The 25,598-nt window shown below is 44.0% G+C and carries 25 protein-coding genes, 1 other RNA gene and 1 pseudogene; 8 read left to right on the top strand and 19 right to left on the bottom strand.

Annotation, left to right across the window (positions count from 1 at the left end; all coding sequences use genetic code 11):
- The 3 genes from dnaQ to nudC all read left to right on the top strand — a co-directional run bounded on the left by dnaQ (position 1) and on the right by nudC (position 3,931).
- The gene (gene dnaQ / locus NI469_RS05685; protein WP_253174589.1) at positions 1-1,386 is read left to right on the top strand and encodes a DNA polymerase III subunit epsilon; all 1,386 of its coding nucleotides are present in this window, start codon (positions 1-3) and stop codon (positions 1,384-1,386) included.
- 125 nt (positions 1,387-1,511) lie between these two features.
- On the top strand, positions 1,512-3,155 hold the full coding sequence (locus tag NI469_RS05680) for a chemotaxis protein (RefSeq protein WP_253174588.1): 1,644 nt from the start codon (positions 1,512-1,514) through the stop codon (positions 3,153-3,155).
- The gene (gene nudC, locus NI469_RS05675) at positions 3,155-3,931 is read left to right on the top strand and encodes an NAD(+) diphosphatase (protein ID WP_253174587.1); all 777 of its coding nucleotides are present in this window, start codon (positions 3,155-3,157) and stop codon (positions 3,929-3,931) included. The genes NI469_RS05680 and nudC overlap by 1 nt, the downstream gene beginning before the upstream one ends.
- Positions 3,932-4,037: 106 nt before the next feature.
- On the opposite strand, the gene NI469_RS05670 is transcribed toward nudC, so the two are convergent.
- From NI469_RS05670 to NI469_RS05655, 4 genes are all read right to left on the bottom strand, one after another.
- The gene (locus tag NI469_RS05670; RefSeq protein WP_243475345.1) at positions 4,038-4,919 is read right to left on the bottom strand and encodes an alpha/beta hydrolase; all 882 of its coding nucleotides are present in this window, start codon (positions 4,917-4,919) and stop codon (positions 4,038-4,040) included.
- Complete coding sequence (locus NI469_RS05665; RefSeq protein WP_004279522.1) at positions 4,909-5,595, bottom strand: BON domain-containing protein; 687 nt, start codon at positions 5,593-5,595, stop codon at positions 4,909-4,911. Before NI469_RS05665 ends, NI469_RS05670 begins: the two co-directional genes overlap by 11 nt.
- A gap of 133 nt (positions 5,596-5,728) precedes the next feature.
- On the bottom strand, positions 5,729-6,145 hold the full coding sequence (locus NI469_RS05660) for a YraN family protein (protein WP_005107460.1): 417 nt from the start codon (positions 6,143-6,145) through the stop codon (positions 5,729-5,731).
- A gap of 11 nt (positions 6,146-6,156) precedes the next feature.
- The gene (locus NI469_RS05655) at positions 6,157-7,116 is read right to left on the bottom strand and encodes a penicillin-binding protein activator (RefSeq protein ID WP_253174586.1); all 960 of its coding nucleotides are present in this window, start codon (positions 7,114-7,116) and stop codon (positions 6,157-6,159) included.
- A gap of 10 nt (positions 7,117-7,126) precedes the next feature.
- Between NI469_RS05655 and rsmI the strand changes: the two genes are divergently transcribed.
- Complete coding sequence (rsmI, locus tag NI469_RS05650) at positions 7,127-7,969, top strand: 16S rRNA (cytidine(1402)-2'-O)-methyltransferase (protein ID WP_253099003.1); 843 nt, start codon at positions 7,127-7,129, stop codon at positions 7,967-7,969.
- 90 nt (positions 7,970-8,059) lie between these two features.
- Here rsmI and NI469_RS05645 read toward each other — a convergent pair whose 3' ends face one another.
- The 7 genes from NI469_RS05645 to NI469_RS05615 form a co-directional block, all read right to left on the bottom strand.
- A complete protein-coding gene (locus tag NI469_RS05645; RefSeq protein ID WP_004646359.1) occupies positions 8,060-8,314 on the bottom strand; it encodes a hypothetical protein in 255 nt (84 codons plus the stop codon).
- A gap of 174 nt (positions 8,315-8,488) precedes the next feature.
- Positions 8,489-9,736 (bottom strand): FAD-dependent monooxygenase, encoded by a 1,248-nt coding sequence (locus NI469_RS05640; RefSeq protein ID WP_253174585.1) that lies wholly within the window; start codon positions 9,734-9,736, stop codon positions 8,489-8,491.
- A complete protein-coding gene (ubiH, locus tag NI469_RS05635; protein WP_253174584.1) occupies positions 9,733-10,941 on the bottom strand; it encodes a 2-octaprenyl-6-methoxyphenyl hydroxylase in 1,209 nt (402 codons plus the stop codon). Before ubiH ends, NI469_RS05640 begins: the two co-directional genes overlap by 4 nt.
- Positions 10,942-11,046: 105 nt before the next feature.
- Entirely contained in the window at positions 11,047-11,616 is a 570-nt protein-coding gene (locus NI469_RS05630; RefSeq protein WP_253174583.1) for a GNAT family N-acetyltransferase, read from the bottom strand.
- Positions 11,617-12,147: 531 nt separating this feature from the next.
- Positions 12,148-12,387 carry a DUF378 domain-containing protein gene (locus NI469_RS05625; RefSeq protein ID WP_247143342.1) on the bottom strand — a complete coding sequence of 80 codons (240 nt, stop codon included), beginning with the start codon at positions 12,385-12,387 and terminating at the stop codon, positions 12,148-12,150.
- Between the two features lie 292 nt (positions 12,388-12,679).
- Positions 12,680-14,014, bottom strand: coding sequence for a Xaa-Pro aminopeptidase (gene pepP / locus NI469_RS05620; protein ID WP_005246895.1), 1,335 nt, complete (start codon positions 14,012-14,014; stop codon positions 12,680-12,682).
- Positions 14,015-14,143: 129 nt separating this feature from the next.
- Positions 14,144-14,776 (bottom strand): UPF0149 family protein, encoded by a 633-nt coding sequence (locus tag NI469_RS05615; RefSeq protein WP_253174582.1) that lies wholly within the window; start codon positions 14,774-14,776, stop codon positions 14,144-14,146.
- Between the two features lie 64 nt (positions 14,777-14,840).
- On the opposite strand from NI469_RS05615, the gene NI469_RS05610 reads away from it, so the two are divergent.
- From NI469_RS05610 to ssrS, 3 genes are all read left to right on the top strand, one after another.
- Positions 14,841-15,398, top strand: a complete 558-nt coding sequence (locus tag NI469_RS05610) for a hypothetical protein (protein ID WP_153567187.1) — start codon at positions 14,841-14,843, stop codon at positions 15,396-15,398.
- A complete protein-coding gene (locus NI469_RS05605; RefSeq protein WP_004279505.1) occupies positions 15,395-15,682 on the top strand; it encodes a cell division protein ZapA in 288 nt (95 codons plus the stop codon). The genes NI469_RS05610 and NI469_RS05605 overlap by 4 nt, the downstream gene beginning before the upstream one ends.
- 97 nt (positions 15,683-15,779) lie before the next feature.
- Positions 15,780-15,963, top strand: a non-coding RNA gene (gene ssrS / locus NI469_RS05600) — 6S RNA.
- A 205-nt stretch (positions 15,964-16,168) separates the two neighbouring features.
- On the opposite strand, the gene NI469_RS15915 is transcribed toward ssrS, so the two are convergent.
- From NI469_RS15915 to NI469_RS05565, 8 genes and pseudogenes are all read right to left on the bottom strand, one after another.
- On the bottom strand, positions 16,169-16,330 hold the full coding sequence (locus tag NI469_RS15915; protein WP_005267030.1) for a YqaE/Pmp3 family membrane protein: 162 nt from the start codon (positions 16,328-16,330) through the stop codon (positions 16,169-16,171).
- Positions 16,331-16,636: 306 nt separating this feature from the next.
- Positions 16,637-17,923 (bottom strand): PQQ-dependent sugar dehydrogenase, encoded by a 1,287-nt coding sequence (locus NI469_RS05595; RefSeq protein WP_253174596.1) that lies wholly within the window; start codon positions 17,921-17,923, stop codon positions 16,637-16,639.
- 215 nt (positions 17,924-18,138) lie between these two features.
- A complete protein-coding gene (locus NI469_RS05590) occupies positions 18,139-18,846 on the bottom strand; it encodes a GntR family transcriptional regulator (protein ID WP_253174581.1) in 708 nt (235 codons plus the stop codon).
- Between the two features lie 11 nt (positions 18,847-18,857).
- On the bottom strand, positions 18,858-22,457 hold the full coding sequence (uca, locus tag NI469_RS05585) for an urea carboxylase (RefSeq protein ID WP_253174580.1): 3,600 nt from the start codon (positions 22,455-22,457) through the stop codon (positions 18,858-18,860).
- 67 nt (positions 22,458-22,524) lie between these two features.
- The gene (locus NI469_RS05580; RefSeq protein WP_253174579.1) at positions 22,525-22,788 is read right to left on the bottom strand and encodes a hypothetical protein; all 264 of its coding nucleotides are present in this window, start codon (positions 22,786-22,788) and stop codon (positions 22,525-22,527) included.
- 380 nt (positions 22,789-23,168) lie between these two features.
- Positions 23,169-23,393: a hypothetical protein gene (locus tag NI469_RS05575; RefSeq protein ID WP_253174578.1), complete on the bottom strand. Its 225-nt coding sequence runs from the start codon at positions 23,391-23,393 to the stop codon at positions 23,169-23,171.
- Between the two features lie 17 nt (positions 23,394-23,410).
- On the bottom strand, positions 23,411-23,758 hold the full coding sequence (locus NI469_RS05570; RefSeq protein WP_228284840.1) for a hypothetical protein: 348 nt from the start codon (positions 23,756-23,758) through the stop codon (positions 23,411-23,413).
- A gap of 201 nt (positions 23,759-23,959) precedes the next feature.
- Positions 23,960-24,442: pseudogene (locus tag NI469_RS05565) on the bottom strand (VOC family protein).
- Between the two features lie 443 nt (positions 24,443-24,885).
- Here NI469_RS05565 and NI469_RS05560 point away from each other — a divergent pair.
- Positions 24,886-25,467: a 5-formyltetrahydrofolate cyclo-ligase gene (locus tag NI469_RS05560; RefSeq protein WP_253174577.1), complete on the top strand. Its 582-nt coding sequence runs from the start codon at positions 24,886-24,888 to the stop codon at positions 25,465-25,467.
- The last annotated feature ends 131 nt before the right edge of the window (positions 25,468-25,598 follow it).

The following is a 25,598-nucleotide window of genomic DNA, read 5'->3' as shown; positions in this document are numbered from 1 at the left end:
ATGTCACAAACTATCACACTTTATGTTGATGGCGCCTGTCGCGGCAACCCGGGTTTAGGCGGTTGGGGTGCGTACATTGTTAATGGCCAACAAGAACACAAAATCTGTGGCGGTGAAGACCATACTACCAATAACCGTATGGAACTGACGGCTGCGATTGAAGGGATTCTGTTCTGTGACAAGCAAGACAAACTGGTGATCTATACCGATTCCAAGTACGTCAAACAAGGCATTACCGAATGGATTCACGGCTGGAAAAAGAAAAACTGGAAAGACGTCAAAAATCCGGATCTGTGGCAAAAACTCGATGAAGTCTGTCAAGGACGCGATATTGAATGGCACTGGGTCAAAGGTCATGCTGGACATCCGGGCAATGAAATGGCCGATCAGCTGGCCAATCTGGGTGCTGATGAAACCCTGAAAAAATCCAAGCAAAGCCCTTCAATGTCTGAAGATAAAAAAAAATCTGAACCCGACTGGTTGCTAGATGATCCTTTCGGTCTGGATCTGGCTGAGAGTGAAGAAGAGCTGGAAGACCTGCCGGAAGAAATCATCGAAGTGACTGTTGAAGAAATTGTACAGACTGAAGTTTTAGCAACGGACAGCAATGAAGATGCTTCATCTTCAGACGCATCTGCCTCGACTGAGATACATCCGCAAATTGTCATTACACCGGCCAAGTTACAGCTGCATGGCCCACGACAACTGATTCTGGATACTGAAACCACCGGTTTTTATTATCAGGATGGTGACCGGATTATTGAAGTCGGCGCGCTGGAAATGATTAACCGCAAACTGACCGGCAGCTCGATTCATATTTATATCAATCCGAAAACACCGGTCGGTGATTCTGTCAATGTCCACGGGATCACCGACGAATTCCTGCAAGACAAACCGCTGTTTGAAGAAATTTCTCAAGTGCTGTTTGACTATTTACACGGCGCGGAAATTATTGCGCATAACGCGACCTTCGATATGAACTTTCTGGATATGGAATTCAAACGCGCAGGTTTTAAAACGCTCTCCGAAGTCTGTGACGTCACCGATACCCTGGCACTGGCCAAGTCCAAGCATCCCGGTCAGAAAAACTCGCTAGATGCCTTAGTGCGCCGTTACGAGATTCCACAACGTGACCGTACTTTCCACGGTGCCTTGCTTGATGCGGAAATCCTGTCGGATGTTTATCTGGCGATGACCGGTGGACAGGTGTCTTTTGATATCGATGCCCTGTCTCAGTCTGAAGACCAGAACAGCCGCTCAGGGATGGCCAGAGTTGAAATTGAATTACCGGTAATTCTTCCGTCAGAACAGGAACTGCAAGAACATGAGAATTGGGTCAAACAATTCGAAGAAAAACATGGAACTGCTTGCCTTTTCGCGAAATAAAATCTACATTTCCGGGGATACTTTAGGTTTAAAACTATCGTTCTTCAGTTATAGTAAATACAAAGAGGCCCCGTAGTTTAAAGCGGGGCTCATATATAGATAATACTCCAGGAAAGGTGCAGATCATGTCTTACCAAACCTCTATACATTTTGATCCAACAGCTTTACTGATAATAAAAAATGAGGTTGATAACTCGATCAAGTTAGTCGAATCAGCAGTAAGCACCTTGGTAGAAGACCAGACTTTACCTTTTGGTATTGATGATGCATTAAATCAGTTCGAACAATGCGCCCAGGTTCTGGCACTCATCGACATGTCCAGTCTAGCAAAAGTCGCTCAATATTCAGCAGAACTGATGCGCAAGATTATGGGGAATCCGGCGCAGGTCAATACTCAAGAAGTGATCGCCTTGAGTGAAGGCACCACTATGCTGAAACGCTATATCGAATTTATCTGTCTGCGTGAAGTGAAAATTCCACAGTTTTTGCTGGATACCCTGAACCGTCTGGAACTGGCTTTGGGTAAGCCACTGACGACTGAAGGCCAGCATGTAGAAGGTTTATTGGATTGCGTCACCCCTGATTTTTCGTTGCCACAGGCACCAAGTCTGGAAAAATCCCAATATGTACATCGCCTGTATAAGCTGTCACTCAACAAGCTGATCAATCAGGAAGAAAGTGAACTGGATTTGCAAGCCATCAAACTGGTAGGTGCTTATCTGGCAGGACTTGCAGAACAACATGACAGCAAGCAGTACTGGAATCTGGTCTATGTGGCATTTAACAATATTGAGCACCTGCTGATTAATGAGCCACGTCTACGCACACTGGTGAGCATTGAGCGTAACATGGCACAGTATTTTAGCTCGGCTGACAGCTTCAAGGCTTCGTTGTCAGATTTAGCTAATGTGCTCAGCCTGTGTATCAGTCAGGAAGATGAAACCGCGCAATCTATCCGTAGCCAGCTCAATGTGGGCGATGACCTGCTGACCGATATGCAATTACAGGTCTTTAGTCGCCATCTGTATGGGCCTGACTTTGAAACCATGCATACCATTAGCGAGTTGGTGACCACGGAAATGGCGCAAATTCGTAATGACATCGAGTTCAACTATCAGAATATGACGCCTGAAAAGACTCAGGAATTGCAGGCTCAACTGAATAGTTTGGCCAATATCTTCAAGGTGTTGAACCTGAATGAAGCCTATCATGACCTGACCCGTCAGGCTGCTTCACTGAGCCAGCCCGAGATTATGCAGGATGCCAGCTTTGCCCAGCAGTTGATGAATGTCATTCTGTCTGCCATGAACTCGATTGGCGTACTGGAACGTCATCACACTTCGAGCCGCTTGCAGCTGCGCGTCAACAACATGAATATTTCTCTGGACCGTCTGGATGAAGCACACGCTGCTTTACTCACAGAAACCAAGGCCCTGATCGAGCTTTCTAGCCAGATTCTCAGCAATTACCTGCAAGATCATGACTTGACTGCACTCGAACCTGTTCCAGTACAGTTTTGCGAGATTGGCGGCGCGATGCTGTTCCTGAATGCAGAACATGTTCGTACTGCATTCACCACCACTGCAGAATTCATCAAGAACCGTATTGATCTGTCGATTGCATTAAGTCCGGAAGAAATTCATCGTGCTTTAGACACCCTGGCCAGTGCCGACATGATGATTGATAACTTAAAGAACAAACAGCCTGTATTACAGGCGATGTTTCAGGTAGCATTGGACAGTAGTGAGAAACTCAAAATAGTTGCCTAATGTCCAAATTATCACTTGCTTATATTTTTCAACAACAGCAACTGCTGGTCGATCAACACTTTCAACTTCCACGAGTTGAAGCCTTAGCAAGTGATTTGCTACTCCACACGGGTGATCAAGTGATTGCCCGTGATCTCCTTCCCGATGAGCCTATTCCTGCAGGCTTACAACTGGTTCCCATCCGTCAGCTGTTACAGTTCTGGAATACCCAGCAATTTGAACAGGCCAGTCGTGCGGTACAGCTTTTAGAATGGCGTCGTAACCATAAATTTTGCAGTCATTGCGGCACAGCGACTGAAGTGCATGCTGTTGAATATGCCATGGTCTGCCCATCCTGCAACTACCGTCAGTATCCACGGGTACAGCCTTGCGTTATTACTGTTATTACCAAAGGTGAAGACGAGATTCTGCTGGCCAAAAATGCACGTAATACTAAAAGCCAGATGTATGGACTGATTGCCGGTTTCGTTGAAGTGGGTGAAACGCTGGAAGATGCAGTACGTCGTGAAACGCTAGAAGAAGTTGGCTTACAACTCAAGAATATTCAGTATCTGGCCAGCCAGCCCTGGCCTTTCCCAAGCAATCTGATGATTGCCTTCAAGGCAGAATATGCTGGCGGTGAGCTACAGCTGCAGGAAGAAGAAATTAGCGATGCGCAATTCTTTAAATTCGATCAGCTGCCTGAAATTCCGTTTAAAGGCAGTATTGCCCATGCTATGATCATGCATGTGACTCAAGGTACGCCCGTCGCAGACGACACCAAGACCTGGCTGTAAATCTGTATTTGAAAGATTTAGCCCAACGGCTCAAAAAAAGAATCCAGGGGAGATCATCCACTGGATTCTTTTTTATCTAGTGCTTGGTTAAACTAACATATCAGTATCAGGATTTAAATGCATCCTCGAGCGCCCAGAGCACCTGAGACTTGGTCTGGAAAAAGCGGCTAAACAAACTGGAGAGCGAACCCACGATCGTAATATGGCCAAGTTTCGGAATGTGAATCAAATGGCTATGATTACCCTTCTCTTTCAGTACGCGGTCTAAATCCTGGCTATTGAAATGCCCAACAATCTTGTCTTTTTCGGCAATAAACAGATAATGCCGGGTTGAGCTATTTCTAACAAAATAATAAGGCATGACCTGCTGATAAGGCACCGCCTGATCAAATGCATCGGCACAGATGGGATCATTTTTGTAATCAAAATGATAAGGCCCCGCCAGACCAATAATCGCCCGGATTTGATTGTGATCAATGCTGGCAGATTGCGGATGATACAAGGCAGACATCACATTGAATGCCCCGGCAGAGTGTCCCATCAAGACCAGATTTTCAGCACAGATCTGCAACTGTCCAGCTGACTGCTGCAAATGATTCAGCAATAAATGCAGATCATGAATATAGGTCGGAAAAATATGTTGTGGCGCCAGATGATAATTCATCACCACCACATCATAACCTTCTTTAGCAAAGGACTCGCCAATAAACTGATAATCCTTTTTATCGCCATGCAACCAAGCACCGCCATGCACAAACACAATCAGGGGACGATGTGGCAAAGGCTGCTGACTCCGAAACAGGTCAAAGCGTTGCCGGGATTTCAAGCCATAGGCCAATTGGGTTTCGACTGTGTAACCTTGTTTCGGAGTTAAACGATTTAAAGCATAACTACCAAAATCGTATAACCGGAAATCTTGATAGTGCTGTTGAAACTGCAAAATACGCTGTGAGAGTTGGGTTTTAAACTGGCCGACCTTATGGTTCATAGGTCGGTTCAACCGTATCAGGATCAATCGCCACTGGCGTCTGTTCAATACCCGGCTGCGCATATGCCGGTGCGGCAAAGTTTTGATTAGCCAGACTTGAATATTGCTCCACATTATCAATTAGGGTCACAATTTTAGTGACATTACCCACCTGTTGTAACACCTGATTCAGGTCAGCAATCTCGGCACCATTTAAACGACCCATCACATACAGTACGCCATCTTCAGTATGCACATGCACTTTACTATCCGCTACCACAGTCGCTTTCATGATCAAGCCACGGGTATTTGCAGTCACCGCAGTATCCTGCATGATGGTGCTATAGCTGATCTGGTTGCCGACAGTAATAAAATTATGTACCGCTTTGACATCACTCATGGATTTGACATTATCTTCAGCCAGTTGCTTTAAATGGGCATCCGGCACCTGACCGGTCAACAAGACATTGCCATGGAAACTTTCAATATTGACCCGGGCCTGCTTAAAGCGCGAATCCAATTTATAAAGATTAATTTTTGCAGTACGGACAATTGAGGAATCAATAAATACCTGCCCCAAGGTACGCGCCCCACTTTCAGTTCCGACAGGAGCCGTACCTGTGCCGCTGGAAATAAAACTTGCACAACCTGATAAACTTGCGACACACAGCATTGTTATTGCAATACGCTTAACCACTCAGCAAGACTCCTTCATTTTATTACGTCTTTTTCAATCTAATAATCTGTTTTCAAGCTCAGATCATGTCAATTCTGCTTGAACTTTACAATGATCTTGAAGCAAATATAAGCATCTTTAGACCTTATTTTGTTCAAAGGTTAATAAACTCTTGATCAAAAGTAAAAGCATTTTCAATCCATTCCAGATCATAAGGGTATTGCGAAAAGTCATGCTGTATGGTTTTTGCAAATTGCTGTTTAAAATCAAAACAAATCACGTCAAAACGATAGTAATAGTGTGCAAATTGTGGATTTTTCTGAATAAAGCACATTGCCGTCTTGAGCATCTTTACCTGTTTTGCTCTGGAAATCGACTCGATCGCTTGCGCATATCGGGTTTGCGCACGTGCTTTGACTTCCACAAAGACCAGTTCCTGATCACGCACCAGAATCAGATCCAGCTCGCCATAGCGACTGTGATAATTGGCTGCCAGGAACTGAAATCCATGGTTTTGCATCAATTGGGCCGCTTGCTGCTCCGCCCATGCACCTAATTGCTGTCGTAGCATTCCTCTTTCGCTCATAGTAGCTTGACGCCTGTGCCACTATACTGAAAACATTCTGGACTACGCTGAATACTGTGGTCCGTGATTTCAATCCGGCCAGTTCTACCCTGAAATTCAATATGCTGCAAATGCGGTTGTGACAGGTACTGCTGGGTAATCTGCCAGGCATCGCCACCGAAGGCAATCAGGCGCTGATAGGACATATCCACCGGCTCTTTGGCATAGGCCTGTAGAACATCCGGCCAGTCAGCCAGATAAAGCACAGGTACATCACAGAACTTGATTCCTCGTGGCGGTTTATGCTGTTCGCTAATCGCATTGGCCACGGTATACATCCGTTTATGGCTTAATTCAGGTATGGCAGCCAGCCCTTCTGCATTGCCGAGGTATAACAGCCCTTGTTTTGGCATTAAAAAAATGGGCGTCTTGTTCACGATCTTGAATTTCTGATCACTTTGACTGAACAATGACATCAGCAACAGCTCATACTCGGCTTCACTGCCCGGCTGGCGTAAAATCAGCAGCTGTTGAATTCCATCTTTGTGCAATAAGGTTTTTAAGGCAGCGGCATCTTCTTTTTTGGACAGGCTGAATTGCCAGACTTGGGGTAATGACCCTGCTACATCATTCAGGCTGAGGGTACGTACTTTAGGTTTGCTCTTGAGCAGTTGCTCTACATCGCTACGTGCCAATGGTCCTACCACCATTTTGGTCTTTTTATTGACATGCTGTTTTAGTAGCTGAGAGATATTTTTCTGATTGGAGTTGACCCATTTCAATGGGACTTTCTGCCCGGAAGTAGTATAGGCGCTGAGAAATCCCTGTTTGATACTCGATGCAGCTCGCGCCAAAGGCCCGGATTCGGGTAGAATGATCAACACTTCTGCTTGTACGCAGCTGATGTAGCTGACTAAACACAAGCCCAATATTTTATTTTTAATCTTCCATTTTTTATTATTCAATTTATTCCACATGGAGAAACCTATGAGTGCTCAGTTATTTGTTGTTGCGACTCCAATCGGGCACTTAGATGATATTAGTTATCGTGCAATTCAGGTGTTGAAGTCGGTGAGTCTTATTGCTGCTGAGGATACACGAACTTCCGCACAGTTGCTTAAACACTTTAATATTCAAACACCTCTGACTGCCTGTCATGAGCATAATGAAAGCAACAAGATTGATCAGCTGATCCAGCGCCTGCTCAATGGCGAAGATATGGCCCTGATCAGTGATGCTGGCACTCCCCTGATTAGCGACCCTGGCTTTAAATTTGTCCGGGCTGCTCAAGCGCATAATATCCGCGTGATTCCCGTTCCTGGTGCTTGTGCTGCGATTGCAGCTTTAAGTGCAGTCGGCTTGCCGAGTGACCGTTTCAGTTTTGAAGGTTTTCTGCCATCCAGACAAAGTCAGCGTCTGCTAAATCTGGAAAAACTGAAAGATGAAACCCAGACTTTAATTTTCTATGAAGCACCGCACCGGATTCTGGAGTCCGTTAAGGATATGGCCAGCGTTTTCGGAGCAGATCGCCCGGTCGGTTTTGCGCGAGAAATCACCAAGACTTTTGAAACTATCAAGAAAATGACCTTGGGTGAATTGGTGGAATTCATTAGCAATGATCACAATCAGCAAAAAGGCGAAATTGTTCTGGTGATTGGCGGTGCCACCGAAGAAAAAGATCTGGATCAAGAAAAGCTGGATAAATTATTGAACCGTTTGTTACAGGACCTTTCGGTCAAAGCAGCATCACAGTTGGCAGCAGATTTAACGGGTATTAAAAAGAAAATCGCTTATCAACGTGCTTTAGAACTGACTTCGGCAAACGATTAATTGCTCTAGATATTTCTATCTCGTTTTGATTTGTAAAAAAACACCACAATTGATGTGGTGTTTTTTATAAGAGACAAGTTAATCAATAACTTATTCTTTGGCTACTGATTCATCTGCCGGCACTTCAACAATACGACCACCACTGGCAAGGAAAGCCGCAATCTCGTCTTCAAGTGCTTGACGCTTTTTCAGCTTTGCAGTGACGGTCAAAGTTTCAGCTTCTACAAGATCGGTATCACTGACGACCTCTGTGCTATCGACCGCGCCTTTTTCAGCTGCTTTTGCTTCATCATCGTCAACGATTGAATCTTCAACGTCGTCATCATAATCATTCATGTCTGTCATTTGCATCTCCCCAAAAATGGCCCTCGCTTGGTATTCCAAGTCAGGTATCGAATTAAGTGAAATTTAGCAATCTCTTCGACCTTCGCCTAGTACCAAACATCAAAAAATCGTATCTTTTTTAAACAAAATCGTTACTCTTTATTGGTGTTTGTTTAAAAAATTTACATTTCTGTCTTAAGCTGCGTAGCGTGTGTCTTTAAGTAAACTCAGACCGTTGGCCTGCGCCATAAATGCATCTTTCAACATGGGCTGATTTTCTACCTGTTTCAGGCCGAAATTGCGTGCCCAAACCATCGGGAAGAATAATGTGGTTTCCATCCAGCCAATCGCAGACATGCTGTGCATCATGGCATCGTTCTGACCTTTACGGCGATGCTCATAGCGTTTTAGGGTCTGCTCATGTGCCCATACGCCACGCGCCTGATCATGCAGCAAAACATCACAAAGCACGGCAGCATCCAGACAGCCAATATTCACCCCTTGACCTGCTAGTGGATGAATGACATGTGCGGCATCTCCAATCAGTGCTAAACCATCTTGAACGTATTGCTGGGCGGCGCGGGCTTTTAAAGGGAAAGTGGCACGTGGTGTCGCCTGCAATACTTCACCCAGCATATGCTGGCTTTCACGGGTTAATAGCTGGGTAAACTCAGCATCTGACAACGCTGCATATTCTTCGGCATAATCCTCTGGCAAAGTCCAGACAATCGATTGCCAGTGTCCCTGCTCTTCCGGATTAAGGCTGGCCATAGGTAGAAAAGCCAGAGGGCCAGTTTCGAGAAAAATCTGACGTGCCATATGCTGATGAGGTTGTGCAGTTTTAATGGCACAACTGATGCCCGCCTGTTTATAGTCCAGTACATCAATATCGATAAACGCTTGCTCACGGACAAAGGAGTTTGCACCATCTGCGCCAATCACCAGTTTAGTTTGGAGTTGTGTACCATCAGCCAGATGAATGACCCACACACCGACGCCACGTTCGATGCGGCTGACTTTGACCTGTGTTCTATAATCTTGAATATCTTCAAGCATCTTTTGCTGAATAGCTAGATTCAAAATGCTTGGTTCCACCATCGAGCCTAAAGCCTGTTCTACCGAAGGTGTTTTTGCAGAAGGCTGGCCAAAATTGATTTCGCCATAGCCATTTTTATTCCAGACCTGCATGCCGGTATAAGGCTGCTGACGTGCCAGATTTTCCCAGACCCCCACCGTCTTTAACAGGTGAATGGTTGCCTGACTGAGTGCCAAAACACGCGGATTGGCCACACGCAAAGTTTTATCTGCATCCAGAATTGGCGCTGCATCCAGAACTGTAGGCTGCACACCACCTTGGGCTAACAGAAGCGCTGTAAGTCCACCAACCAGCCCACCGCCAATAATGACGACGTCTAATATTTCGTTAGTTTGATTTAAGCTCATGCTTTTAACCCCATGGCATAATTTGCAACGAGTGGCTTGATGCCTGGAATCGTGTCAAAAGCGATTAAACCAGTATTACGAATCAGCTTTAAAAATGGATTCTGGTTACTAAAGCCGCGCACCACTGAATCACAGAACTTGATCACACGTTGCTGGTCACTGAGACGAGATTTTTCATAGTCTTGTAATATTGCAGCATCGCCCAAGTCTGCGCCTTGTGCTTGCTGTTCCTTGAGGTAACGCACCAATACATGCGCATCACGCATACACAGGTTAAAACCCTGACCAGCCACCGGATGAATCGTATGGGCAGCATTGCCCATCAATACGACACGGCCAACAGCCTGTTTTTCGGCTAACACTTGAGACAATGGAAAACTGAACCGTTTTCCGGTTTTCTGGAATTTTCCGGCACGATCACCATACGTTTCCTGTAAGGCATCCAGAAAATGCTGGTCATTTTCATCCCCCAACCATTCTCCTTCAGTACCTTTTTTCACTGGCCAGACCACTGAACGACGATACTCACCCGGTAGTGGTAAAAGTGCCAAAGGCCCTAAATGGCTGAAACGCTCAAAGCCCACATGAGCATGTGGCTTTGAAGTTTGTACTGTGGTCACAATCGCAACCTGATCATAATCATGTTCTGACGCACCAATACCCAAGGCTTTACGGCAGAAAGAATCCCGCCCATCGGCGGCAATAACCAGTTTGGACTGTAATTTTAGTGACGATTCACCACGCTGAGCTTCGATATAAGCAAAGTCTGTATCTTGGATAAGGGATGTCACTTGAACACCATCAATCAGTTCAATCAATGGCTCTTTTTTGACTTGGGTCAGCAGTACACGACCGAGCCAGGCATTTTCAATGACCTGACCAAAGCTTTCGACTTTTTCCTGTTCGGCTTTCAGTCGAGCCTTACCAAAACTGCCCTGTTCGGTAATATTCACTTCCAGAATTGGGGTAGCATGTTCTTGCAAGGCATTCCAAAGTCCAAGCTCCTGATAGATCTGCACGCTACGGCGTGACAAGGCACTGTTACGTGCATCAAAACTGGAATGATATGGCGCAAGATTTTCATCATCATAATTTGGGTATTTAATGGCTTCCAACAGTTTGACTGCAATATTGATTTTCGCCAACATCAATGCGAGGCTTAAGCCGACCATACCACCACCGACAATGATGACTTCTTGTTGCATGCTTACTTCCTTATCTGTTTATTCGCATCTATGGCGAATTACATAAAACGTATACTGATTTTATCTTACCTCAAGGCTTTAAATTTTTATAATGATTCGTTTTATTTAGTTTTCTCCATGATGATCCAGCCTATATTGAAAAACCAAGACATCGCGCTTTTCAGTCCCCAACTTCGGCAATACAGTATAGGCATTGATCCGTTCAACGATTTCAAACCCTGTCTTTAAAAGCACTTGGTGTGCCTGTATATGTTCTGCATCACAGAAAGTATCTAGTGATTTAAATGTAAGATATTGTCTAAAATACTGAATCACCGCTTTCATCGCCTCAAGCATATAGCCCTGCCCCTGAAATCGAGGACCAAGTCCGAAATGAATTTCAAGGCTGTTATTTTGCTGTTGAATGATCGTTAGTAACCCGATTGCCAGATGACTTTTTCGCTCAGCAATCACCCACGAAAATCCTTCACTCGGTTGCTGCCAATAACTTAACGCCCATTTCTGCAACATTTTTTGAGTCTGACTGACTATTGTATGCACCTGCCGTTGTAAATATTTTGATGCTTCAACGTTGCCACAATATTCTTGGAATAATGAGATTTCATCTCCGACTTTATATGCTCTTAACTCCAACCAAGTTGTCTTTAATTCAGCAACTAAAATATTTATACTCACTTTTTTCAGCTCGGCATTAAAAAACGGAATGTTATTATTTCATTTAGCACTTATACGATTCGATCGCAAACTTAGTCAAATTGGTATAACTTAATCTACTCGCTTCGCACAATTTTGAATACATACTGATGCTGGTAAATCCTGAATGATAAAATTGTGAATCAAGCTATTTATAAATGAGATAATATTCACTTTCAGTAGCAGGAGGCTCATTTACAATCACTATTATTTTTCTTATTTTAAGATAATTGTATAAATATAACTCGATCTTTGAGCTCACAGATATTTTTTAGAAAAAATTTATCCAACCATGTACAACCTAATCTTATTTGTATGATAGTGATCATTAATCTTTAGCTAGGCATTGTTGTATATCTGAGGATGGTTCTATTAATAACCTATAAACACCTATATAAAAAACCCCGGAAATCTACCGAGGTTTCTTCATCTTCCACACTATTTCTATCCTCTCGGCAAGTTACTCGAAGACATGAATCCTATCTTGCAAGAAACTCGCCCAAGAAGATTAGCTTAACGCACAATATTGGTATGATGATCTGTGTGGTGTACTGTTTTACTCAACTTCGTTCCTGTATAAATCAGGTACAATGCCGACAAACCAACCAATACATAAACAATTCGAGATAAGGCGCTCATATCACCAAAGATTGCAGCGACCAAATTAAAATCGAATGCACCAATTAAACCCCAATTAATGCCACCAATGATTGTTAAAGCATAAGCAATCCAGTCAATCGTATTTAATCTCATAAGTGTTCTCCTGCTGTTATTTAAGTTTATTTAAGGATCAGAGAAAGTATGAGAATCTCAGCGCATTTAATATGTAGCTTTGATGCTAAAAACAGATTTTCTGTGTTGACTTCCTGTCACTTTTTAAGCTGTAAATTTTACTTAGGTGAGTTTTATTTGACTTGTTCGAGATAAACGTAAGCTAAGTCACTTTTTGATCGATTCGATATAGCTAGGAATTCTTGTTTAAAACGGCATAGAAATGTCATAAAAAAAGCCGATCTCGCGACCGGCTTTCTGTATTTTTCTTGGATTAGGCAGCGCGCGCTTTCGCCATCAATGCTTCAATCTCTTCTACCGTTTTGACAACTTTCGCAGTTAAAACCAGCGGGCCATTTGCAGTGGCTACCACATCATCTTCAATTCGGATGCCAATTCCACGCCATTTGGCATCCACTGTTTCATCATCAGGCGCGATATAAAGACCCGGCTCAACGGTCACGACCATGCCCTCTTCATACGAGCGCCATTCACCATCAACCTTATAAGCACCGACATCATGCACATCCATACCGAGCCAATGCCCCGTACCGTGCATGTAGAACTGACGAAAAGCTTCTTTTTCTATAATCTCGTCGATATTACCCTGCATCAAGCCAAGATCGAGCAAACCCTGCACCAAAATAAGCACTGCAACATTGTGAGGTTCTTTATACGAGTTACCAATTTGCACGGCATTGATCGCAGCGATTTGAGCATCCAGTACTACGTTATATAAGGCTTTCTGTTCCGGACTGAATTTACCATTTACCGGAAAGGTACGGGTAATGTCTGAAGCATAGAACTGATATTCAGCTGCAGCATCAATCAGGACTAAATCGCCATCTTTCAGTTCTTTGTCATTTTCTACATAATGCAGGATGCAGGCATTTTCACCACCACCGACAATACTGTTATAAGCCGGAACACCGCCATTTTTGCCAAAGACATAATTCAGCTCGGCTTCCAGCGCATATTCCATCATACCCGGACGTACTGCTAGCATCGCTTGCGTATGTGCATCAGCAGAAATATCGGAAGCAATCTGCATCAGTTCGATTTCATTTGCATCTTTATGCAGACGCATTTCATCAACAATACGATCCAGCTGAATTACTTGCGCTGGCACAGAAGTACCACGACGGCTTTCACCACTTGCAGTTGCAATCCATTTGGCGACACGCGCATCAAACTCTGCATGCTGTCCAATGCGATAAAACAACTGATCTTTATTTTGTAACTTTTCTAAGATTTCTTCATCCAGCAAATCAATCGCATAGGCTTCATCTGCATCATAATCCTGAATAGCCCCATCAATACCCGCGCGGTAGCCATTCCAGATTTCCATTTCACGGTTGCGTTCACGACAGAACAAACTGTAGCTATAGCCTTCTTCTTCAGTGTCAAAGGTTTCAATCACAGCCACAGCTTCAGGTTCCGCGAATCCGGTTAAATAGAAGAAACTACTGTCTGCACGGTATTTATAATCTGCATCACGGTTACGCATAGCTACCGGACTGGTCGCGATAATAGCGATACTGCGTAAACCGATTTCCCCTGCGAGGATTGCGCGACGCTCCTCAAAAACTGCCTGTGTCAATTTCTTCATTACACCTTACTTCTTATCGATCAATACTTGTATTTAGAATATAGTCTTGAAATCAGACTATAGATTTCACTGTAAACAGCAAAATATATGCCTGATTTCAAGCAGGTGATGACTCACCTCAGCATTTCATCAGCTTAGACGTTTAGGCGAGAAAATCTCGCCTACACTTTGCGCTTCTGTAGTAGCGACTTTAGGCTGATTTTTTTGACTAAATTGCTGTAAGAGTGGCGTTTCTTCAACTTCGACCTTTTTACGCCCTAAAGACAGACTGACAGGAATCAGACGCACAAATTCGTACAATTCCTGATAGCTTTCTTCACCTTCAGCATCATCGTCTGAGTCTTCAAATTCAACTGCGGCTACATCTTGTAAATGTTCAATCAGCTCAACTTCATCCTGACGGATATGTCCTGAAGCCAGTCCGAAACCTAAGACCACGCCTGCACACCAGTCCGCCAGAGCCTGTACGCGTTCTGAAAGCACATGCTCATCATCAGGCAGCAAAGGTAAATAATCCAGCTCATCTTCAGACAATGCATGGAACACATCTTCAGCTTCGCCCGCCAACAACTCTAATGCTTCGGCATCCAGTTCAGGTACATCCAGTGTTTCTAAAATCTGTAACCACTCTTCACTGCTTGGCGCCTGGGTGACACAAACAATGCCAGTCAGCAAACCATGTAGTTCGCTAGGGCTAGAAATTTCCTCAATTGAAGAAAAATTGCGGTGCCATTCGGTCCAACCTGAAATATCGTCTTGCATTCGTTTATCCAATCTTTATACTGCTTATATATTACCTTTGTTTGCAACACTGTGCGACCTCGATATGTTAGAAGAATTACAGCGTCTACAAGTGCAGATCGGCGTGTTAAAAACGCGACTTGCACGGCTTGAAAGTGAAAATTCCAGTTTGCGCGAAGAGCAAGACTCTTCAATGATGCAACATCAACAGCAAATTGAACAAAAAAACAGCGCGATTGCGCAAAAACAACAAGAAAATGAAAATCTGACAGAACAATTGATGGATTCTCGTGCCCAATTTCAACTGCTCAATAATGATGCAACTGCACTGGCAGACCGTTATGGCCGTCTGGAAAAAAGCTGTACCGATCTGAAAAACCGTTTTCAGGAAATTCTGGCTGAACGAAATGAACTGCGCGTGGTTAAGGAAAAGATGATCATTGAACAGCGTCATGCCCAGCAGGAAATTCAGCGTCTGACTCAGGAATCTGAACGTTTAACCCAGAAAAATGAAAATGCCAAAGCCAAGGTTGAAGCGATTATTCAACGTCTGGCGATTCTCGGTACTGCGCAGGATCATCACGCACAGGAAATTCAACAACTGGCCCATCCGACTGAAGCGACTGAGGAAGCCTCATCATGAGTGAACAAATTGCAATCGATCTCAGAGTATTGGGGCATAGTTTTCGTTTGGCCTCTACTCCTGACAAGCAGGAAGAATTAGAGCGCGCGGCACAGTTATTGAATGACAAATACGATGAATTTCGTCGTAAAGCACCACGTATGGAACCTAGCAAGCTGATTATTATGGTAGCACTTGAGCTGATGCAGGAGGTCTTGAATATGAACAGATCACTGCAACAATATGCGCATTGCGAGCGTTTGTTACAAACTATTTTAGAAGAAGTTGAAGAACTGACTGAATAATCTCGAATTCTGTTTAAACTTCGGACATTCGACCGAACTGTTTACAGTTCATGAACAGCTTAGAGTTGCTACACCGGGATTATTGTTTATAATTAACTTAACTCTGAGGTGTTCGCCAGCGGGTCTATTCCCCTGCCGATACTAACACTTATGGGTGTGTTCTGTATATTTAGAGTGTATGCCCATCTCCGTATGGGAAACCCAGCAAGTATACGTCGCATCCTCCTTGAACTCATCGGGTTCAGGGTAACGACACATGCAGCGGCATCTTCGGAGTACTTCAATTTCGTTTTCAAAATATAATTATAATTTTTCCTGAATTTCCTCTTATTTTAATTTTGTAGTATTTCTCTCGAACATTCCTCTAGATTCATTTTATTGATGTATTCATCATCTGGAATGAAAAAAAATCTTTAGCTATAAAAAAGATAGGGCTTTTACTTCCGTCAAAATCAAAAACTCTTTCAGTAACTTATTTTCCTATTTTTAGGCTATTTTGTCCCGATATAAAGTATGCATCGCCCAGATTGCAGCAGGAATCCATCCTAAAATCGAAATTTGAAGCATTAAGCACACTGTCGCTTCGGCTGGTCGATGAAGGGTCATAAATAATGACCAAGGGAATATAAATGCAACAATTGATTTCATTCTTAAAACCCTCTTTTTTGCAACGTTCTAACTTTTATATCCAGTTTTTATGGGCACTTAAAACTGGCACTTAGATTTAGATATTTTTAATAGGATCAGCAGAATCTCAGTACATGCTGTAATCACGCGTAAAAATATCCTGAAAGCCTAATTCAGCCAGCTTAAATGAAGCTTAAAAATTATTTTAAATCCGCTAGCCTTTGCATATTTTCAATCAAAATATTGACGTTTGAATGAAACAGTCTTTGCTTTAACTTTTAATTTCCACAGATTCAGATCCGAATAAAATCCTGAATCCCTAAACCTTTATTTACTTACTGCAGCTGGTGTACACAAGGGTGATACTCGCCAAATCACATCACCGACATCATCAGCAACCAAAATGGCACCTGAAGAATCTACCGCCACACCGACCGGTCGCCCATATGCATCGCCCTGATCACTTAAAAATCCAGTCAAGACATCTTGAGGTGGGCCCATCGGTTGCCCATTCTGAAAGGGAACAAAAATCACTTTATAGCCACTATGCGGTTTGCGGTTCCATGAACCATGCTGGCCAATCAGCGCCCCATTTCGATATTGAGGCATCAGATCTGCCCTATAGAAAGCCAAGCCCAATGATGCAGTATGATTGCCCAATGCATAATCCGGTGAAATTGCCCGCACAACCTGGGCAGGATTTTGCGGTTTGACCCGTGTATCTACATGTTGGCCATAATAACTATAGGGCCAGCCATAAAAAGCGCCCTCTTTGACAGAGGTCAGATAATCAGGAACCAAATCATTACCGAGTTCATCACGTTCATTTACCACCGTCCAGAGTGCGCCACTCTGGGGTTGCCAATCCATCCCATTCGGATTACGCAGTCCGGTAGCAAAAGGTCGTGCTTGAGCACTAGCTATGTCAAATTCCATGATCAGTGCCCGGCCTTGTTCTTGATCCAGGCCATTTTCAGCGACATTGCTGTTGGAACCCACCGTGATATAGAGTTTGTTGCCGGCAGGATTAGCAATGGCGTTTTTAGTCCAGTGATGGTTTAAACGACCTGCCGGTAAATCCAGTATCTTGGTACCAGTTGCTGTAATTTGAGTCGCGCCGTTCTGATAAGGAAAACGCATCAGGACATCAGTATTCGCCACATACAACATATTGCCGACTAGCGCCATGCCAAATGGAGAATTGAGATTCTGTAAAAATACGGTTTTTTGTTCAGCCATCCCATCTCCATTGCTATCGCGAAGCAGACTGATACGGTTGGCACTGGGATGCGATGAGCCAGCACGCTGCATTACCCATTTCATGATTTTGCCTTTGATCCCTTTGCTGTCATCGGGCTTAGGTGGTGCATCGGTTTCGGCCACCAGCACATCACCATTCGGCAATACATATAGCCAGCGCGGATGCTGCAACCCTTTGGCAAATGCCTGAACTTTTAAACCTGTCGCGGGTGTCGGCATTTTACCTTCAGGCCAACCTTTGGCGGGCGCCATATTGACTGTAGGCAGCAAGCTTGATTTTGGTTTGGGCAAATGTGGCTGGGAACCATAACTGTCATTGATAGGCGACTTGGAAGGCATGGTACATCCAGTCATGGTTAGGAGAAGTGCACAGCTGGCACCTGTAAGTAAAAGTTGAATAGGCTGATGAAGCATTTTTATCTCTTGTTATTATCATCCTCAACTTACTTTAAAAAACAATTTGAGATGCCACTAGCGGGTTCTTGTTTTTTCTGGTTATGAATTGGTTATCAATTTTGAGTTAAGTCTGATATTTATCTTGCTATAAAAATAAATTTATCCTGACTCACTTACGCAGGACTAGAGGACAACATTTCCAGTGTAATTTTTTTTACCTCATTACGGCTGTGCCGGATATGAGCATCTAATATAGAGAGACAGAACGCTGCATCTTGGGCAAGCAGCGCCTTTAAAATCTGTTGATGTTCGGCATAGGTGGCCTCAATCCGATAATCTTTGGAAAAATCTAGACGGCGTATGATGCGAATTTTCTCGCTGATCTCACTGTGAATTTTTGTCATTTCTGCATTGCCGGCTGCAAATACCAAATGACAATGAAATGCTTCATCTTTTACAGATAACTGCCTGAGGTCATAGACATACTGTTCTGGTTTGATACACCAGGTTTGAATCAAAATTTCTAGAGCAGCTTTCAACTGGTCTTTGGGCATCAGACACAGTTGTTCAACTACATAACACTCAAGCAAAATCCGCAGATCATACAGTTCTTCATAAGCTTTAAAGTTTAGTGGCCGGACCTGCCAGCCACTTCTAAACTGCACCTCGACATAGCCTTCCTGCTGCAGACGATATAAGGCTTGCCGAATGGGTGTACGGCTTACGGCATAGCTTTCAGCAATCTCTGATTCGGTAAATCGTTCTCCCGGCATCAACTTAAAGTCAAAAATGTCATTTTTAATTTTCTGGAAAACCAGCTCAGACAGATTGTCTGAGCTTTTTCCTGTCGCTTTAGTACTTGGATTGCGAACAATAGTCATGGCTCAATCCATTACTCCATATAGACCAGTGTCTCACCGCTATGCACGGTCTGACCAGAACGGCAGATAATCGCCTTAACGATGCCATCATCGTCAGCATAGACTGGCAGTTCCATTTTCATGGCTTCAATGATGGCCACCGTGTCACCTTTTTTCACAATCTGCCCCGCTTCTACAAAAATCTTCCAGATATTGCCGGTCATAGAGGCGTTGAGAGGGACATACTGGCTGTAATCGGTGTCATCCTGCAGCACTTCTATTTCTACAGGTGCATCAAACTCGTCTTTCCAGCGTTCTACCTCGGCACTAAAAGCAGCCTGCTGCTGCGCTTTAAAGGTGGCAATGCTGTCCTGTTCTGCAGCAAGGAAATCCTGATATGCTGCAAAGTCAAACTCGCATTCCTCAATTTTGATTTCTGCCAGACCATGGGCGAAATCAGCACGGAACTGATCCAGTTCGGCCTCAGTGACCTCATAATATTTAATCTGGTCAAAAAAGCGTAAGAACCATTGCTGATCGCCAAACTGCTTGTTCTTTTTAAACTTATTCCAGATCGGTACGGTACGGCCAATCAACTGATAGCCACCCGGTGAGTCCATGCCATAAATACACATATACATGCCACCAATCCCGACTGTACCTTCAGCGGTAAAAGTACGGGCCGGATTATATTTGGAACTCAGTAAACGGTGGCGCGGATCAATGGGCACTGCACAAGGTGCAGTCAGATATACATCACCTAGCCCTAAAATCAGATAATTGGCATCAAAAATGATGTCCTTGACCTGTTGGCGGTGACTTAAACCATTAATCCGCTGAATAAAATCGACATTATTCGGAAGCCATGGCGCTTTGGCACAGACACTTTCCTGATAACGCTCAACAGCACCCAGAGTCGCTGAGTCCTCAAAGGCCATGGGTAAATGGATAATTCTTGAAGGGATTTTAATGTCACGTAAATCGCCCATCTGTTCTTCAAGACCAAGTAGGAAGTGAATTAGTTGCTGCTGTCTACACCGCAGACCATCATATTTAATCTGCAAGGACCGCACACCAGGTGACAATTCCAGGATACCGTCAAGATCAGCCTCACGGATCAGTTGCATCAAGCGGTGTACGCGCAGGCGTAGGGCCAAATCCAGTACGTTGTCACCATATTCCAGCAAGATATAACTGTCACCTGCCTGACGATATACAGCTTTTGGTGCATCTGGCGTAGCTTCACGCAATGCCAGAATACTTTCTGCTTGAACTGCCACGATTTCAGCCTCATGGGTCATCTCTGCCTTGGCAAAGTTTTGGAGGGTTTGAATTTGCTGCCGCTCCAGCGCATTGGCCTGTTCTACCGAGATTGGATAGAAGCTAATCGTGTCATCGGCTTTTAGTTGACCAATTTTCCAGAGTTCAGCTTTGGCAATGGTCACCGGACAAACGAAACCGCCCAGGCTCGGACCATCTTTGGCAAGAATTACGGGGAAATCACCGGTAAAGTTAATCGCACCAATGGCATATTCACAGTCATGTACATTGGATGGATGCAGACCCGCTTCACCGCCATTTTCACGCGCCCAGCTTGGCGTCGGTCCGGTTAAACGGATACCCAATCGGTTCGAGTTAAAATGCACTTTCCAGCTTGATGCAAAAAACTCCTCAATATATTCAGCTTTAAAGAAGTCAGGAGCGCCATGCGGGCCATAGAGCACACCAATTTCCCATTCCTTGCCATAACTTGGAATCAGAGCTGTTGCCAAAGCTTCAGGTTCTGCAATCGCTAAAGGTAGATCATCGGCAGGCAGCTCAGGATTCACCATCTTAATCATGTCACCAGCCCGTAACACTCGGCCTGCATGTCCACCAAAATTACCTAAAGCAAAGGTAGAACGGCTACCCAGATATTCCGGCACATTCAGACCATTTCGTACAGCCAGGTAGGTCCGGCATCCAGATTCAACCTGTCCAATTTTTAGGGTTTGGCCTGCTTTTACCTGAATAGGCTGCCAGAAATTTACTGCTTCATCATCCAGACTTACCGGACAAGGTGCGCCAGTTAAAGCAATGATATTTTCTGCATGAAATTTGAGGATTGGACCTTGCAGGGTAAATTCAAACCCGGCGGCGGCCTCGACATTCCCAACAATTTTATTGGCCAGCCGGAAGGCATAATCATCCATTGGGCCTGAAGGCGGTACACCAATATCCCAATACCCGACACGACCCGGATAATCCTGAATCGAACTTTGTGTACCCGGCTGAATCACCTCAATCACATTCGGCACATATTTGAAATCATCCAGCATGCGTGTCCAGATCTGCATCTGTTCAAAACGTGGATCTGAAATAACAGTATGCACATAATCCAGATTGGTACTAATACCATTCAGGCGAGTTTCAGCTAAAGCTGATTTAAGCGTATGAATGGCAGTATCACGATCTTCAGCATGCACAATAATCTTGGCAATCATCGGGTCAAAGTATTGGGAAATTTCAGTTCCGGTACTCACCCAGGTATCAACCCGGACATTTTCCGGAAAAAAGACATCGGTCAAAATCCCTGGACTCGGCTGGAAATTCTTAACTGGATCTTCGGCATAGATGCGTACTTCAATCGCTGCACCTTGAGGCTGAATACTGCTTAGATGCTTCCAATCCAGAGTATCACCTGCTGCAACTTTCAACATGCATTCAATCAGGTCTAAACCGGTCACCATTTCAGTCACCGGATGCTCCACCTGCAAACGGGTATTCACTTCAAGGAAATAAAACTCGTCATGCACTGCATCATAAATAAACTCAACCGTACCGGCACTGCGATATTTCACCGATTTGCCCAGTTCAACTGCCGCCTGATGCAGTTTTTGACGGGTTGCTTCAGGTAAATGAGCCGCTGGGGTTTCTTCCACGACTTTCTGATTACGGCGCTGCAATGAGCAGTCGCGTTCGCCCAAAGCCACCACCTGTCCCTGTCCATCTCCAAAAATCTGAACTTCGACATGACGGGCTTTATCGATAAAGCATTCCAGAAATACTCCGGCATCTTTAAAGAACTGTTCGCCCAGACGTTTTACACTTTCATAGGCCTCCTGAAGTGCTTCTGCATTATCACAACGGGTCAAGCCAATTCCGCCACCGCCTGCTGTGCTTTTAAGCATAACCGGATAGCCAATTTTTTCAGCTTCAGTTAAGGCTTCATCCAGACTATTTAGCAGACCTGTACCGGGAGTCATGGGTACATTGACAGCTGCGGCAAGTTCACGCGCCCTGTGTTTTAAGCCGAATTCCAGAATCTGCTCCGGTGTTGGCCCCATGAAAACAATATTATTTGCTTCGCAGGCACGGGCAAAGTCAGCACTTTCTGACAGAAAACCATAACCTGGGAAAATTGCTTCAGCCCCGGTATTCTTGGCTGCAGCAATCAGTTTTTCGATACTCAAATAGGTATCGCCAGGTTTAGTCCCTTGCAGAGATACGGCAACATTTGCATCAAGTACATGCTGCGCATAACGATCTGTTTCTGAATAAACGGCGACACTGGTTACACCCATTTTTTTTAATGTGCGAATGGCGCGAACAGCAATTTCGCCGCGGTTTGCAATCAGTACAGTCTTAAACATATGAATCCCCTGTTATTTTATCTATTTTTTGAATCTGCTGAATGAATCTATTTCGTTTTTTTCTGATTCAGCTGCTGTATATAAAACCGCTATCGACTATGTTCGCTGCTCTGTGTGGTAGCCTTTGATACATACCGTCCGCAAATACAGCTTTTTTAAATGCATCGATTTTTGCTTGAAGAGGTGCAGCAGTCGCAACCGAAATCCAGACAAGTTCACCCACCTCAACATGGGTAATGCGTTGAGCAAGATGATTCAGTGCAAGCTGTTTTTCCTGATGGGCATCGCGCCATTTTCGGACTGTCCAGCCGATCATTTTCTGATGAAGCATTCTGTATCCAATCTTGTATCCAAGTTTAAATACAGTTATGCAGAACTTATGCCAGTTTAATTTTTATTTTATTTTCAATATTTTAATAAAATTTAAGATGTATAAATTGGGAAGAATTTCATTGAATGGTTGTTTTTGGTTCAGCCTGTTTTCAATTCAGTGCAAAAACCATGTACCAAGAATTTGGCTTTAGACTAAGGCTTATATTTCGTTAATTACCCCATTCAACTTTCACAATGCTGATATAAAAGCCCATCTGTTGATGAGCTTTTAAGTGAACTATTCTATTTGAAAGCTTAGGACAGCAATAAAAATTGAGTGTATTAAATACCCGAATTGAAGGATTTGAGTCAGCGTGTATTCGTCGTTGCGGTAATTCATTACTTCACAGGAATCATTAAGTGCTGATAAGGCGTCCCAGACCACATGACATAGGGCACAGCGGTATCGGGTTGCGTATGCTTAGGATACATATCATAGAAACGAGCTTCAGCACCGACGATCATGACATGGGGACGCGTTTTAACCCAATGATTGCCCGCACTAGGCTTCTTGGCATAGGGATCGACATTACTGGCATCCGTACCGCCTGCTAGCATATACATAAAGCCTACTTTCCCGACTATGGGGGGTTATGTCCCATCCAGGCCTCTGCCCATTCTAGAGCGGCCTGATCCATGCACATCGGATCTGGACCTGGCGTGGTCGGATTATCCGGCATACAGGTAAAACCATTATTGCCCTTGCGCAAGGTACGCATTTTGCCATCTGTCCCGACAGCGACAATCTTGGCCGCAGCGGCTACTTTCTTAGGTGCAGCAGTCATGGCACTCGCGATGGCTTTCTTATCGGCGGCAGAGGAAGCTGCACCTGAGCTAGCTTTGCCCGACATGGGCGGTTCAACGGCTAAAGCGGCAGGTGCAGACAGGGCGACCCATCCCGCCATAAACAGTAATTGAGGAAAATTCATGGCACATTCTCCTTGAATCATCATGAAGAAATTGGATTTAGGTTCAAATCAAGTTGGATTGATCTGAAATTTTTGTAACGGATCCTTATAGAGTTGAGGGATAATTTGAGTTGATAAAAAGAAAGGAGAAGATTTAACTATTGCAGTGAAATTGCGCTACACAGCAATATCAACTCGAATGAAAGACAATATCTTTGGCGCTTAACCATGAAATGCCGCTTCGATCACGGAGATGTCAATTTTTTTCATGGTCATCATCGCATTAAATGCGCGCTTGGCCGCAGCGCGGTCAAGACTGTTACAGGCGTTGATGAGGACCACTGGCGTAATCTGCCAGGAAATGCCCCACTTGTCTTTACACCATCCACACTCACTTTCCTGACCACCATTGCCAATAATGGCATTCCATTAACGGTCTGTTTCTTCTTGGTCTTCAGTCGCCACCTGAAATGAAAATGCTTCATTGTGTTGAAAGTCAGGGCCACCATTCAGTCCAATGCAGGCAACGCCCATCACCGTAAATTCAACGGTGATAACATCGCCTTCTTTTCCGGAGGGATAATCTCCGGGTGCAAGATTGATCGCGCCAACTGAGGAGTCTGGAAAGGTTTCTGCATAAAATCGTGCTGCACCTTCGGCATCGTCATCGTACCAAAGGCAGATGGTGTTCTTCGCAATATTCATCATGTTCAATCTCCATTGATTTAGGTCTTACACGCTCTGCCTAAGCACAATGTGTTTCATATATCAGTCGAGAATAGTCATATGATCCCTTGTCTATCTTTCACCAAAAAACAGAATAAACCTACTTTAGAATTGTATTTTTATTGATCGAAAGCTGTTTCAAAGTGCTTAAATTGATGCGTTTCCAGAGTTTGTCACTGAACGATGGATTGCTTGGAAAATCGTGAATCAAAGAAAATGAATTGACCGTTTCGAGATATTAAAAAAATTAGTGATATAAATACTTTTTTAGTTTTTTAACTTTGAGACTGCTGGCAAAATTAGCCGAAATTTAAATAAGCAGATATGGAATAATATAAAATTGAAGCTCATAATTATTTTTTACTTTTCCAGAATTCCCACTTAGACTAGAGCACAAATTTGTTGCATATGCTTTTTGCCCTATGACCATTCAGGAATTAAGAAGATACCTTCGTAAAACGCGTCGTCATCTCTCTAAATTTGAGCAAAGGCAATCCGCACAAAAAGTTCTAAACCGTCTGATCCGCAGTCCAGAATTTATTCATGCCCAACGTATTGGCCTGTATTTGCATGCTTTTGGGGAGATTCAGACCCAGGCGATTATTGAACGCTGCTTTAAACTGGGCAAACAGGTGTATCTACCAGCGATTTGCGACATGAATCAGCAGCTGGTCTGGATCCGGATCAGCCAGCACCAATACCATAACAAGCGCTTTGCCCATCATCGGCTGGGTATGCGAGAGCCCATGAGCACCCGTGGTGTACATGTTTCCAAACTGGATTTATTGCTCATGCCACTATTGGCCTGTGATACTTCGGGCACACGGATTGGTATGGGCGGCGGTTTTTATGATCGTACCTTGGCTTCTGCACCTGGGCGTCCATTCCGTCTGGGGCTGGCGCATGACTTTCAACTGCTGGCACAGCCGTTAAAACGTGAAACATGGGATCAGCCCCTTGATGCTTTAATCACCCCGACAGTTTTTATAAAGTTCAAACGTTAATTTTGCAATTTTACCCTTGCTAACTACTTTAAAATCACATAATTAGTCATTTTTCATACAATTTAATCTTAACTGCCCTTGTATTTTTAAAATTACCCATCACTATTAAAAGCATGGCAACACCGTTGTCA

Source organism: Acinetobacter lwoffii (assembly GCF_024129735.1).
GTDB lineage: Bacteria > Pseudomonadota > Gammaproteobacteria > Pseudomonadales > Moraxellaceae > Acinetobacter > Acinetobacter lwoffii_H.
This window is presented reverse-complemented; position numbering and strand designations above follow the sequence as displayed.